Annotated in this window: 14 protein-coding genes and 1 pseudogene; 9 read left to right on the forward strand and 6 right to left on the reverse strand. The window is 69.0% G+C overall.

What is annotated here, in order from left to right; genetic code table 11:
- Nucleotides 1-97: 97 nt before the first annotated feature.
- Nucleotides 98-391 carry a hypothetical protein gene (locus LFM09_RS46200; protein ID WP_414103007.1) on the reverse strand — a complete coding sequence of 98 codons (294 nt, stop codon included), beginning with the start codon at nt 389-391 and terminating at the stop codon, nt 98-100.
- Nucleotides 392-417: 26 nt separating this feature from the next.
- Between LFM09_RS46200 and LFM09_RS46205 the strand changes: the two genes are divergently transcribed.
- Nucleotides 418-897, forward strand: coding sequence for a GTPase (locus LFM09_RS46205; protein WP_414103008.1), 480 nt, complete (start codon nt 418-420; stop codon nt 895-897).
- A gap of 46 nt (nt 898-943) precedes the next feature.
- Here LFM09_RS46205 and LFM09_RS46210 read toward each other — a convergent pair whose 3' ends face one another.
- On the reverse strand, nt 944-1345 hold the full coding sequence (locus tag LFM09_RS46210; RefSeq protein WP_414103009.1) for a hypothetical protein: 402 nt from the start codon (nt 1343-1345) through the stop codon (nt 944-946).
- Between the two features lie 126 nt (nt 1346-1471).
- Here LFM09_RS46210 and LFM09_RS46215 point away from each other — a divergent pair, with 126 nt between their 5' ends.
- On the forward strand, nt 1472-1963 hold the full coding sequence (locus LFM09_RS46215) for a DUF6292 family protein (RefSeq protein WP_414103010.1): 492 nt from the start codon (nt 1472-1474) through the stop codon (nt 1961-1963).
- A 59-nt stretch (nt 1964-2022) separates the two neighbouring features.
- Here LFM09_RS46215 and LFM09_RS46220 read toward each other — a convergent pair whose 3' ends face one another.
- Complete coding sequence (locus LFM09_RS46220) at nt 2023-2232, reverse strand: DUF1918 domain-containing protein (protein ID WP_414103011.1); 210 nt, start codon at nt 2230-2232, stop codon at nt 2023-2025.
- Nucleotides 2233-3169: 937 nt separating this feature from the next.
- On the opposite strand from LFM09_RS46220, the gene LFM09_RS46225 reads away from it, so the two are divergent.
- From LFM09_RS46225 to LFM09_RS46235, 3 genes are all read left to right on the forward strand, one after another.
- Complete coding sequence (locus LFM09_RS46225; protein ID WP_414103012.1) at nt 3170-3313, forward strand: transglycosylase family protein; 144 nt, start codon at nt 3170-3172, stop codon at nt 3311-3313.
- Nucleotides 3314-4493: 1180 nt separating this feature from the next.
- A complete protein-coding gene (locus LFM09_RS46230) occupies nt 4494-4976 on the forward strand; it encodes a DUF6292 family protein (RefSeq protein ID WP_414103013.1) in 483 nt (160 codons plus the stop codon).
- 183 nt (nt 4977-5159) lie between these two features.
- Nucleotides 5160-5321 (forward strand): hypothetical protein, encoded by a 162-nt coding sequence (locus LFM09_RS46235; protein ID WP_414103014.1) that lies wholly within the window; start codon nt 5160-5162, stop codon nt 5319-5321.
- A 772-nt stretch (nt 5322-6093) separates the two neighbouring features.
- Here the strand turns inward: LFM09_RS46235 and LFM09_RS46240 are convergent.
- The 3 genes and pseudogenes from LFM09_RS46240 to LFM09_RS46250 form a co-directional block, all read right to left on the reverse strand.
- A pseudogene (locus LFM09_RS46240) lies at nt 6094-7203 on the reverse strand (IS30 family transposase); the annotation flags it as partial.
- 205 nt (nt 7204-7408) lie between these two features.
- A complete protein-coding gene (locus LFM09_RS46245) occupies nt 7409-7870 on the reverse strand; it encodes a hypothetical protein (RefSeq protein WP_414103015.1) in 462 nt (153 codons plus the stop codon).
- A gap of 155 nt (nt 7871-8025) precedes the next feature.
- Nucleotides 8026-8205, reverse strand: a complete 180-nt coding sequence (locus LFM09_RS46250) for a hypothetical protein (RefSeq protein WP_414103016.1) — start codon at nt 8203-8205, stop codon at nt 8026-8028.
- A gap of 268 nt (nt 8206-8473) precedes the next feature.
- On the opposite strand from LFM09_RS46250, the gene LFM09_RS46255 reads away from it, so the two are divergent.
- The 4 genes from LFM09_RS46255 to LFM09_RS46270 are packed head-to-tail and all read left to right on the forward strand — an operon-like array spanning nt 8474 to nt 11982.
- A complete protein-coding gene (locus LFM09_RS46255; RefSeq protein WP_414103017.1) occupies nt 8474-9172 on the forward strand; it encodes a thioesterase II family protein in 699 nt (232 codons plus the stop codon).
- A complete protein-coding gene (locus LFM09_RS46260) occupies nt 9156-10388 on the forward strand; it encodes a salicylate synthase (RefSeq protein ID WP_414103018.1) in 1233 nt (410 codons plus the stop codon). Before LFM09_RS46255 ends, LFM09_RS46260 begins: the two co-directional genes overlap by 17 nt.
- On the forward strand, nt 10379-11371 hold the full coding sequence (locus LFM09_RS46265; RefSeq protein ID WP_414103019.1) for a Gfo/Idh/MocA family oxidoreductase: 993 nt from the start codon (nt 10379-10381) through the stop codon (nt 11369-11371). Before LFM09_RS46260 ends, LFM09_RS46265 begins: the two co-directional genes overlap by 10 nt.
- Nucleotides 11365-11982, forward strand: a complete 618-nt coding sequence (locus tag LFM09_RS46270; protein ID WP_414103020.1) for a VOC family protein — start codon at nt 11365-11367, stop codon at nt 11980-11982. Before LFM09_RS46265 ends, LFM09_RS46270 begins: the two co-directional genes overlap by 7 nt.
- Nucleotides 11983-11989: the final 7 nt, after the last annotated feature.

Genomic DNA, 11989 nt, shown 5'->3' on the forward strand with positions numbered 1-11989 from the left:
GCGACCCCACCCGCCACACCCGCCGACTCGTCGCCCAGCTCCACCAACTCGGCTTCCGCGTCACTCTCGACCCAGCGACATGACGGCTATTTTCGACTCAGTCCCTTGTGAGGCTCTTCTCCGGTCCAGATGGTGTTCGCTCTGCGGTTGGTGCCTGCCGTGCTTGCGGCACGAACACGTCCTGCGTGGTGGGGACCGCCAGTTCTGTCAGGAGGTTCCGGGTGAACTGATCTGGGTAGGTGTCGGCGTAGGTTGTCCAGTCGGCCAGGGGCACGACGACGCTGCCGTGCTCGAGCAGACGCCCGAGCATCGCCGCTCCGCGTGCGGGCGTGAAGCTGCGGAGGCCTGCCGGTACTCGGAGTTGTCCTGGCCCGTTAAGGCGTACAGCCATGCCTGTTTCCCTGAAGCCCCAGCCGATTGGACGGCACCTGGGAGGACGAGGCCGACTGGTCGGCCTTCGACGACCTTTCCGACGACGCCGAGGAGGCCGCGCCACCGCAACCGGTGCTCGCGGTGGTCGGACGGCCGAACGTCGGCAAGTCCACGCTGGTCAACCGCATTGCTCCTTCAACTCGGGCCGAACACCGAGGTCGCCACCGGGCTGCGCCGCGTGATCAGCAGCAGGTCTGGGGCGGCGCTGTCCTCAGAAGTTCAGTCAGGGATGCGCACACGGCCTCGTCACCCGGCTCCGACAGGCTCGTCGAGGGCGATCGCGGTACGCCGCGGTCGGCGTGTTATCGGGTGTGGTCGAGCAGGGTGCGCAGGGCGGTGAGTTCGACCGCGTTGGCCATCATGATCGTCAGCTCGTCGCGGCCGGTGCCGGGCTTGGCCCACCGGGCGAGCAGAGCCAGTGCACGAACCCGCACCTCGGGGCGGCAGCGCAGGCCCGCCAGCTGATTGTGCGATCGTGCGGTGCGATGCACCGGCCACACGATGCGCCCGCTCACCCCGCCACCTGATCGTCCGCGCTACCGGTGATCGCCGTCAGCAGGTGTCGTGCGGACCGCAGCTCGGTGATCGCGGCATCGATCCCGTCATCGGCGCCCAGGTGCGCGAACGCCGACTGCAGCAGTGCCATCACGCGCATGAACGCCCCGTCCGGGGCGGTGGCCGGATCAGTGCGCAGTACCGCCAGCTCGGCCTGGATCGGAGCGATCGCGGCCAGATACGCAAGCAATGTTTCCGTGATTCGTTCCTCGATCACATCGGCGTCACCGGGATCGGTCCGAGATCCGCCGCCGGCGTGGCCGAGGGGACCGGAGCACAGCCGGGTGAGGGCGTCGTCCACTGCGCTGGCAAGCACTCGTAGCACGTCGTGGTCACGCTCCGCCGCGTCAGCTGTCACAGACCGCGATGCTAGTTCACTATGGACGAGATCCGCGGGTGACGGGATGCGGTGCGCGGGGTCCGGGTGTGCCATACACGAGTGGAGTACACGCGTCACGAGGCGGCAGCCGTGGCGTCGTGTTCGGTGACAGGCATCGTAATCACACGGCCGATCGCACGGCCGGGCCCGGATGCGGAGGCGCGTGTGTTCGGCTTCGACGATGACGATCTGCGGCTCGGCGATGAGTGGCTGCCCAGCCGCGGCCTGACCGGGTACGTGCACGCCGTGGCCGCGATCCTGGGCCTGTTGCCGGAGGCGACGTGGTGCGACACCGGGCATCCCTCAGTCGCCTACATCGCGCTCGAGCAGCGGATAGCGCAGTTTCCGGATCGGGATGTGGCGTTGTTGTGGGATGAGGAGTCCGGGTGGTGTGTGGCGCTGGAAACCGGCACGACGGACGACCCGATCGCCCTGTCGTGGCTAGGCCGTGACGTGCTGCCCGCGCCCGCGGTGGTGCGGGAGTTCGTCGACCTGATCATGCGGGGCCGCCTGCCGGGCAGCCTGGACCGCCCACGGCTGCGGTGCAGCGGTGACGACGACAGCCTGGCCCGGCGGCTTGCCGTCTACGACACCTGAGCGTTGTGATCATCCGGACGCCCGCCCAAGGCGGCCAGGACACGCGATGTGTCCGAGCTTTAGCCGTGGTCGTGGGTGCCGTCGTGCTGACGGGGCAGGATCAGGCAGTCGGGGCCAGGAACGTAGATGGTTTCGTGGCCGTCGTCGAACCGCACCCGGTAGGGCGGCCGACCGTCGCCTCCATGGACGGCGAGGATCTGACCGCCGCGGGCGGGCATGCCCTGACGGGAACTGTGAATCCAGAGCCGGTCACCGGCATCGGCACGCATGTCCTCAAACCTCCACGCACACAACAACGTCACGGCGTGCCAGAAGTCTCGGTGGGGCTGCCGCCTGCAGCTCACGGCAGCCCCGAGACCCCGTGCGCCCCAGCGTGCACCACCGTGTTCACCGGCCAGGCCTGTCTCAAACCAGAATCATCGACAGGACTGCGGGGAGGCTTGACCGCGTTCACCCGATCGCGCGGCAATGCCAGTGTCGTCGCCCGCAGTCGAGGGCAGGCCTGGTGCGTGGCGCTCACGGTCAGAGCCGGCGAGGCGGCAGGGTCTCGATCGGCAGGTCTGGTCCGGTGGGGGCGTGCGCGGCCGGTCGCTGTTGGCCTTCGCTATGCCGACAACCGCCGGACGTGACGGCCGGGTTTAGCTGCCGTGGTTCCCTGGCACGGCAGGGCCGCTACCGCTCCGTTGCAGCGTGCCCGCCGTGCCGGCGACGATGCACCTGACCAGCGCTGAGGGCCATCCGAAGGGGCGTCGGATTCAATTCCGGCTCTCCGATGCCCGAGAGCGGCTGGCGCCACCACATTCGGCGTCCGCCGCGCCCCGGAATCTCGCGTCGTGGTGAGGCTGTGACCAGTATGAACAGGGCAACTCGCACGTAGCAGGTGTCGACGCGGTGGTGTGGACGGTGCTCTTGATCGTCTCGCCGGGCTGGTCTCGGGTCCGTACGGCCCCGTGTCGGCCGGGGTCGTGTGCCCGGCCGGAGCACGACCGGGGAACCGAGCACCGAGTCCTGTCCGCAGGTCACCCGGCCAGCGTCACCGAGCGAGAGGTGACCCACGGGACAGGAACCACCCACCGCCAGGCGCATTCCCTGGCGAGCCGGAGTATGAGGTGCGGCGGGTCGGCAGGGGGCATGACGTCTCACCGAACCAACCGCCGTCACCAACTGTTCACCGTCGCGTGAGGTGTCGCTGCCGCCCTCGCCGTCATGGCCGGCTTGGTCTCCGGTGCCGCGCAGGCCGCACCGGGTGCCGACTGGGACCGGATCGCGCAATGCGAGAGCGCCCGCAACTGGTCGACCAGCACCGGCAACGGCTACTACGGCGGCCTGCAATTCACCCCGCGCACCTGACGTGCCAACGGCGGCGCCGCCCACGCCGCCGGTGAGGAGCAGATCCGGGTCGCCGAGAACGTCCTGCGCACCCAGGGCATCGGCGCCTGGAGCGCCCGCGGCCGAAACGGCCACGGCTACGTCCCGTCACCGCGCCAGGCCGCACCAACCTCACGCGGCGCCGCTCCCGCCACCGTGCGGCCGCCGGTCGCACCGGCAGCGGGATCGACAAGCAACCCGCACGGCGACTACACCGTCAACCCGGTGACACCCTCGCCAGCCTCGCTTGCGACCTGGAGATCGAGGGTGGCTGGCAGGTCTTGGTGGACAAGAACAAGGCTTCCTCACCAGCCCGGATTTGATCTTCGTCGGTCACAAGATCGCCACCACGCCGGCGGAGGCTGTGTCACTGCGGGCACGAGCCGTGCTGTAGCCGCCCAGGCGCCGGCGACGCGGGTGCGACAGTGCTGGTACTGCGCCGATGGTGTGTCTGCTGTGGACAAACACCCAGGCGAGGCGGACGCTGTGAGGGCGGGCGCTTGGTGGACCGGGGGGACGCGGTTGTCACGAATCAGCCTCCCTTGCGGAACCGCCAGGCACCCGCCTACACGCGGTGAGAGTGTCGAGGGGATTCCTCACGCGCCGTGCGACTCTGCCGACTTCAATCCGGTATGGGGTGGGGCCGGTGCCCGACTCCCCAAGCGTGGGGACCCGGATCGGGGGCTAAGCCACCCTTTGATCATGACCCGTTTGGCCATGGCTGGCATGCCTGCGAGTGCGCGGCGATGGTCATCGCCGTTGCCAGTTCGATGTTCGCCCCGCTCGTGGGAGGCAGCGTGCGGGTGGTCTGAAGGGAAGGGCTTCAGACCACCCACACGACGCAGCACGAAGACCGGGGCAAGTACAAGGCTGGGTATGGGGCCCTGTCTCGGTTGACCCAGGTCGGTATGCGGTGCCTGAGGATCGCGCGCGTGAGCAGGGCGCGCGGATTGCCGCTGTCGACACTGATCGCGAGGCCGTCCTTCTACGCCCGACCCAGGTTCCGTCCAGCACTCTGCCTCTGGCTGGCCGGTACCGCGACACGCCACCATCCGGTGATCAACTCACGGAGCCTCCGGTCGACCAGAGCTAGCATTACGCCTTTCGTGGTAATGAGTGGGGCGTGGTGATGGACGCGGAGAGAACCGGCGGGGACGTTGTCATGGACCTGAGTACTGACCAGGCACAGCGCGGCCTGCACCGCTATGTGCAACTGATCGCGGCCGCGCTCGGCGCCGACCTGGACATGGGCTGGTGCGAGTGGGACACCGAAGCCACCGCGTATCTGCCGCTGCCGCAGCAGATCAGAGGCACGACCGGGGGTCCCGGCCCGACCGCGCATCAGCTCGCGCTGATGTGGGACGAGCTGTGCGGATGGTCGGTCGGCGTGAACACCGACAACGACTTCCTCGTACTGGCCACCTACCACGAAGACGTCTTGCCCGCGCCCCGTGTGGTCGCCGCGTTCGTGTTCGACGTGGCCGACGGTACCGCCGTCGCATCCGCGCCAAGCGACGCGGACCTCGGCTGCGACACCAGTCACGACTCCGGCTGCGACCAGGCACAGGTACGGCAGCGGCTGACCGCATACGCGCCCACCAGTTCGGACACGCCGACGTTCTCGCTGCCGCCCAGCCGCCTCTAACCACCTCGCTGCAACCAAGAGCACCCTGACCATCAGGCGTGGTGAGTCGATGGTCGCGTCCGCCTCACCTGATCGATCGGATCAACCAGGCGGACGCCTGCGCGGCCTGGTTGACCGAGCGGGTCTGGCCGACATCGAGGTGATCATGAACGAGATGGCGCAGACGACGACACCGGAGGCGGCGTGGCTGGTGATCATCGGGTCCGGGTTCCCCAGGCACTGGCGAAGGTGCCCGCGGACACGGTGGAAACCGCGCGGAAGATCGGCCCGGCGTCGCTGCAGGCCGAGGGCGTGACAGAACTCGATGCCACCACCTTGATCGGTAGTGGGTGCCGCGCGACGTGACGCGCAACTCGTGGCCTGGGTGCAAATGATTTCACGGGCCAGCGTCGCGCAGGCCGGTCCAGGCCGACGAGGGACGACGGGCGGTGGCCAGGCCTGTGATGGGTGATCCGCCCCGCGAACAGAAACCGAGGCCAGGTGTCAGTACGTGAGGGATGCCGGTGCCGACGTGCGTCGGCCCCGGCCGTGGATGGCCGAGGCCGGCGACTGGAGATCTAGCAGCTGGAGCAGCATCCACATCCGGGACCGGTGCAGCCGCCACAGCAGCTGCAACCACCGAGCTGCGCTTGGGGCTGAGGACTGGTCTCTGTCGTCATTGGGCCTCCTGCGATCGTCTGATCTCTCCGGCGACGGCGTTCGGTGTCCACCGTCTGGCGCGAAGGTCGCCGCTAGGAAGCCGCATCACCCGAATGCGGGCACTTGTCACCGCTATGCCGCAATGGCGGACTCGCGAAGCGAGGTGACTACCGCTCGGCGTGGGTTGTCGGTCGTCGACCACTCGCTCGAGGCACTGCTGGGCCGTGTCGATGGTCAGTGCTCGTCGAAGTGGTCGTTGTGTGCGTAGTCGACGTGATCGCCGTGTGGGATGGCTACGTGTCCGCAGCCGTCGCCGTGGGTGGGTCGTGCGTCGCGTGTTCGGCGTGAGCGGTCGTCATGTGGTGCGCCTCCTCGAAGTGACGGATGCGGCTGAAGGGGTGAATTTCACGGTAGTCCGTGCGGGCGGTGGCGGATTCCGGGGGTTGTCGCAACACAGATGATCAACTGGCTTGGGTGAGAGCTTAGCCATGCGTTCGGCTGGGGTGTCCCATCCGAGTGTTTTGCGTGGGCGGCCGTTGAGCCGGACCGCGACGGCGTCGAGGTGCTCGCGGCTGTGGGCGGAGAGGTCTGTGCCTTTGGGGAAGTATTGGCGTAGCAGGCCGTTGGTGTGCTCGTTGCTGCCGCGTTGCCAGGGTGAGTGCGGGTCGCAGAAGTAGACCGGGATGTCGGTGGCGGCGGTGAAGCCGGGGTGGCCGGACATTTCGGCGCCTTGGTCCCAGGTCGGCGATCGCCGGAGGTGGGCGGGCAGGGTCTGGACGGTGCCGATCAGGGCGTCGCGGACGACGTCCGCGGTGCGGGCGTGGGGCAGGTGCACGAGCATGACGTCGCGGGTGGCGCGTTCGACCAGGGTCCGATGGCGGATTTCGCGTCTTTGCCGATGACCAGATCACCTTCCCAATGGCCTGGGATCGCGCGGTCGTCGGCTTCGGCGGGGCGTTCGCTGATCATGACCATCGGGGCGGCAATGCGCGGAACACGCTGCTGGGCCTGGCGGTGCGGGCGGCGCATCGCCCGGCCTGTGCGCAACGCCGAGGCCAGTTCGCGGCGCAAACTCACCGCGGCCCTGGACGTAGAGGGCCCGGCAGATCGTCTCGTGGACCACGTGCAGCTCCGGACGGTCGGGGAAGTCCCGGCGCAAGCGTCGCACGATCTGTTCCAGGCTCCACCGCAGGTCCAGGCCGTCCTGGACGGCTTGGCGCAGTGCGGGGTTCGCGGCGATCTTGCCGGTTTTCGGCCGTGGCCGGCGCGCCCAGGCACGTGACTGTACGGCATGAGGCCGGTAGTCACCGGTCCGCGGATGGGCGTTGCGCCGCAGTTCCCGGCTCACCGTCGAGGCACTACGGCCCAGCACGGCGGCGATCTGTCGCATCGTGGCACCGGCACGGCGCAGGTCGGCTATCACGACACGTTCGTCCTCGTTGAGAAACCGGCCCCGCACAACTGGCGGGGCCACCTCGGTGATCGGGGGCGCCGCGTTGTTCCACTTCGACGCCGTGCGGCCGTTACGCCACCGCTTCCCGGTCCGGTAGTTGATACCGACGATCCGGCACGCCTCCCGGCTGCTCACACCACCCGCCACGAGATCAAGATATGCGGCTCGTTCCCGATCCAGCCGCCTGCGTTCCGAGCGGTCCTCCCGGACCTCGAACATCACAACCCCTGAACAACTCAGGCGCTGCAACGACCACTAGAACCCAAGGGTTCCGCAGGGGCCAGTCACGGTGCGACAGCGGCAGTCCTGGTCGGCGCGATCCAGGAGAGGCGGATGGCCATCACGACCACGACGAGTGACCCGATGACTGGCGCCGTTGGGGCGGCCTCGTTGAGCGCGGTGCCCAGCAGCGGACCACGATGAAGGTCGCGCCGGTGGTGGCGTTGATCAGGCTGGCGATTGATCCCTGCTGGCCGGGGCGGACGGCGAGGGTGGGCGCGGTGGTAAGGCCGGGAATCGCGAGGCCGAGGCCGATCGAGAGCACGGTGAACGTCGCGGCGATCGACCAGAGCTGATCCGCGACGGTGGGCAGTGCGAATGCGATCGGGGCGCCGACGCGGATCAGGCGCAGCGCGGGCGAGCCGAGCTTGGGCACCACGGCGCCCTGGACGCCGATCAGCACGAGGCCGGCGACGAACAACGCGACTCCGACCGCGCCCGCGGTGGCCTTCACGTCGAGGTGGAGCCGGTCGGCGACGAGGAATCCGATGATCACCTGCACGAGTCCGAGTGACAGGTACATGCAGCAGGACCGATGGCGAACAGCGGCCAGAGGTGGGCTTCCCAGGGGCGTGCGCCGGCGGCGCGGGAACCGGTGTCGCGGACCACGGGTGGGTGGCGGACCGTGAGAAAGATCCAGATCGTGAGCAGGCCCGCGAGGTAGAGCGGGAGCAACAGTTACCCGACCGGGAGCGCGCCACCGGCCGCCGGTCCGAGTGCGAGGGAAAGTCCTTGTGCCGCAACGATCGTGCGGGTTCGGTCGGCTTCGTAGGTGGTCGTCGTGCTCGCGGCGGCCAGGGCTGCGATCGGGAGTGCGGCGATGCCCGCGCCGAAGAGCAGTGATCGCGTCGCCGGCATCAGCGTCATGGTCGTGGTGGGCGGCAGGCCCGGCTGTCGATGCCACTGCTAACCCGGTCATTCCCGCCGTCGCGAGGCTGAGTTCGGCTAGCAGCACCTTGCGCAGGCCGAGGGTGTCGAGGGCGCGTCCTCACGGTGGGCTGGTGACCGTGGTGGCGGCTGCGATATTGACAACCGTTGTCGTTTCCATTCAGGATGACCCTATTGAGTGACGAAAGAGGGATGAGTGAACGAGTGGTTACGCTGTCGCGCGCCAAAGCGGCAGGCTGTGGCGCGGGTGGTGTGCCTGCCGCATGCCGGGGGAGCTGCGAGCTTCTTCGGATCCTGGGGTGACGAGACGTCCGCCGAGGTGCTCGCCGTGCAGTACCCCGGTCGTGAGGATCGTCTCGGTGATGCGTTTCCGGCCGATGTCACCGCCCTCGCCGGCGAGATCGCCGCGGCCTTGCCGACGGATCTGCCGATTGTCCTCTTCGGACACAGTCTTGGTGCGATCGTCGCGTACGAGGTGGCTCGTGCGCTGGAGTTCCGGCACGGCGTGGGTCCGGCTCACCTGGTGGTTTCCGGCCGTCGTGCCCCGTCCGACCCGCCCGGTGGCGACGTGCACCGGTGGTCGGACGACCAGCTCGTGGACGAGCTCGTGCGGCTCGGCGGTACCGACGGCGGTGTGTTGCGCGTCCCTGAGGCGCGTTCGGTGTTCCTGCCCGCGATCCGCGCCGACTTCCGGATCGCCGAGACCTACCGGCACTCGCCGGGGCCCGAGCCGAGCTGTCCGCTGACGGCGGTGATCGGGACCGAGGACACCGAGGTCGACGCGGAACAGGCCCGGCGCTGGGCCGGGCACACGACCGGGGAGTTCGCGCTGCACCTGTTGCCCGGTGGGCACTTCTACCTGATCGCGGAACGCGACGCGCTGCTGGACATCATCGAGACAAAGACAGGAATGAGGCATCGTGAGACCGTCGGTTGAGCGCCGGGTTCCGCACTCCGGCGACGGGCTCGGCGCGGCGGTGGCGCTGGCGCGAGGCAGCGCGGAACCCCATGTGCTGTACGAGAACCGGGGTGCCGTGTGCTGGGCCGAAGGCGAGCTCGCGGTGATCACGGTCGATGGGTTCGACGGGCTGGCTGCCGTCGGCGGGGCGCTGCGCGACCTCGGCGCACCGAGGGCCTACGGCTGGGCGAGCTTCGAGCTGGCGCATGGCGGGAGAGGTCCGCTGGCGTACTTCGCCGTGCCGCGCAACGAGATCCGCTTCGTGGAGGGCGCGGCCGCGTTGCGCTCGGCGGATGAGTCCACATTGGATCTGCTTGAGAAGCGCCTCGCCGACGTCACGGTCACCGAGCCGTCCGGCGAGCGGGTCGAGGTCGACATCGAGACCTACGACGCCGCTGGTTACCGCGAGGCTGTGGCGGAGGCGGTGTCGGCGATCCGGAGCGGGCAGCTGGAGAAGGTCATCCTTTCCCGGACCGTGCCGGTGCAGGAGGAGATCGACTTCCCGTCGACGTACCTGGCCGGCCGCCGGGGCAACGATCCGGCGCGGTCGTTCCTGCTGCGGCTCGGCGGCTGGGAGGCAGCCGGGTTCAGTCCGGAGATCGTCGTGCGGGTGTCGGCGGACGGCGAGGTCGCGACCCAGCCGCTGGCCGGCACACGGGCGTTCGACAACTCGGTGTTCGACGTGGCGCGGCGGGAGGAGCTCTATCGCGACGCGAAGGAGGTCTTCGAGCACGCGATCTCGGTGCGGTTGTCGGCCGCGGAGCTGGCCACTGTGTGCGCTCCGGGCACGGTCCGGGTGACGGACTTCATGTCGGTCAAGGAACGGGGCAGCGTGCAGCACCTGGCGTCGGACGTGGTCGGGCGGCTCGCCGACGGGCGCACGCCGTGGGACGCGTTCGCCGCGTTGTTCCCGGCGGTCACGGCGTCCGGCATCCCGAAGGCCGAGGCGTGCGACATGATCCGCCGCACCGAGACCGGCGACCGCGGCCTCTACAGCGGGGCGGTGCTGACGGTGGACGCCGACGGTGCTATCGACGCGGCTCTGGTGCTGCGCAGCGTGTACCGCCGCGGCGGCAGGACGTGGTTGCGGGCGGGTGCGGGCATTGTCGCGCAGTCCACGCCGGAGCGTGAGCTGGAGGAGACGGTCGAGAAGCTGCGCAGCGTCTCCCGGTTCCTGGTGCCGTCATGCGCGTAGTGGTGGCGGGCACGGCGTTCGGCCGGATCTACCTCGAGGCGGTGCGGGACGACCTCGCGGGCATTCTCGCGCAGGGCAGCGACTACTCGAAGGCGTGCGCCGATCGGTACGGGGTGCCGCTGTACACGTCGGTCGACGACGTGCCTGACGTCGACGTGGCCTGCGTGGTGGTGAAGTCCGGTGCGCTCGGCGGACCGGGCACGGACCTCGCGCGGGCGTTCCTGAAGCGCGGAATCCATGTCCTGCAGGAACATCCTGTGCACGCCGACGAGATCGCGTCGCTGCTGCGGGAAGCCCGTGGTGGTGTTTCCTACGCGGTGAACACGCTGTACCCGAACCTGCGGCCCGTCCGGCAGTTCCTCGCCGCAGCCGAGGTGATCAGGAAGCACCAGCGAATCGAGTTCATCGACGCGGCGTGCAACAGCCAGGTGCTGTACCCCCTGATCGACATCCTCGGCCGGGTGGCGGGAGGCCTGCGCCCGTGGGAGTTCGGCGAACCATTCGACGGCCGCCCCTTCCAGTCGCTGCACGCGGTGATCGGTGGAGTGCCGGTGACGCTGCGGGTGCAGAACCAGGTGCATCCCGGCGACCCGGACAACCACTCGTACTTCCTGCACCGGATCTCCGTCGGCTGTGAAGGCGGCGTGCTGACGCTCGCCGACACGCACGGACCGGTGCTGTGGAACCCGCGGCTGCACTCACCGCGCGACGAGACCGGGCGGCTGATCATGGACGCGGCCCGGCTGGATGTGCCGAACATCGAGGTCGTGGGTTCGCCGGTGACGTACCTGGACGTGTTCGCCGACCTGTGGCCGGACGCCGTCGCGGAGAGCCTGCGGGCCATGCACGACCCGGCCGGTCGTCAGTGGGCGCTGAGCGTGTCGACGGTGTGGCGCGATCTCACCGCCCGGATCGGCCTGCCTGAACTGATCAACCCCGGCGAACCGAAGCCCCTTGACCTGCTGAAGGAGCTGGCGTGCTGAGTCATGTTCTGGTGAAGGTGGCCGACCTCGACCGTGCCGTCGCCGACTACCGCGCGCTCGGCTTCGTCGTCCACTACGCGTCCAAACGGCACGCGCACATCTGGTTCACCGACGGGCCGATCATCGAGCTGCTCACCACCCCGCGCAAGGCCGAGTGGCTGAAGCGGCCCATCAACCTGTTCTGGGGCAAGGGATCCGGCACGCGCATGGCCCGCTGGGCGCGCGCTGGCGACGGGTTCTGCGACGTCGCGGTGCTGACGGACGAGCCCGCCGACGCGGGTGTGCCGATCGGCAAGGTCATCAGCTGGAAGCGGGACGGGATCACGTTCCGGTTCGCGTATCCGCGCAACCCGCAGCTGCCGTTCCTGGTCACACCCTACGACCCGCCGCGGCACCCGGCCGAGATCGTGCATCCCAATGGCGCCACCGGCTTGACCAGGGTCGTGATGGAGATCCATCTGGACGACCTCGCCGAGTTCGAACGGCTCGTCGGCGACGACCCCACCTTCAAGTACGCGGCGGGCCCGGTCACCAGGGTCATCGCCATCGAACTCTCCGGGCTGACCGGCGACCTGGATCCCGTGCTGCTGCACGGCATCCGCATCATCTGAAAGGACA

The organism is Lentzea alba (genome assembly GCF_047445655.1).
Classification (GTDB): Bacteria; Actinomycetota; Actinomycetes; order Mycobacteriales; family Pseudonocardiaceae; genus Lentzea; species Lentzea alba_A.

What these genes read in the sequence shown, in the direction of transcription:
- LFM09_RS46200 (WP_414103007.1), bottom strand. Translation starts at nt 391, where the DNA reads ATGGCTGTACGCCTTAACGGGCCAGGACAACTCCGAGTACCGGCAGGC.
- LFM09_RS46220 (WP_414103011.1), bottom strand. Translation starts at nt 2,232, where the DNA reads ATGCGTGCCGATGCCGGTGACCGGCTCTGGATTCACAGTTCCCGTCAG.
- LFM09_RS46225 (WP_414103012.1), top strand. Translation starts at nt 3,170, where the DNA reads ATGGCCGGCTTGGTCTCCGGTGCCGCGCAGGCCGCACCGGGTGCCGAC.
- LFM09_RS46230 (WP_414103013.1), top strand. Translation starts at nt 4,494, where the DNA reads ATGGACCTGAGTACTGACCAGGCACAGCGCGGCCTGCACCGCTATGTG.
- LFM09_RS46245 (WP_414103015.1), bottom strand. Translation starts at nt 7,870, where the DNA reads ATGTACCTGTCACTCGGACTCGTGCAGGTGATCATCGGATTCCTCGTC.
- LFM09_RS46250 (WP_414103016.1), bottom strand. Translation starts at nt 8,205, where the DNA reads ATGCCGGCGACGCGATCACTGCTCTTCGGCGCGGGCATCGCCGCACTC.
- LFM09_RS46265 (WP_414103019.1), top strand. Translation starts at nt 10,379, where the DNA reads ATGCGCGTAGTGGTGGCGGGCACGGCGTTCGGCCGGATCTACCTCGAG.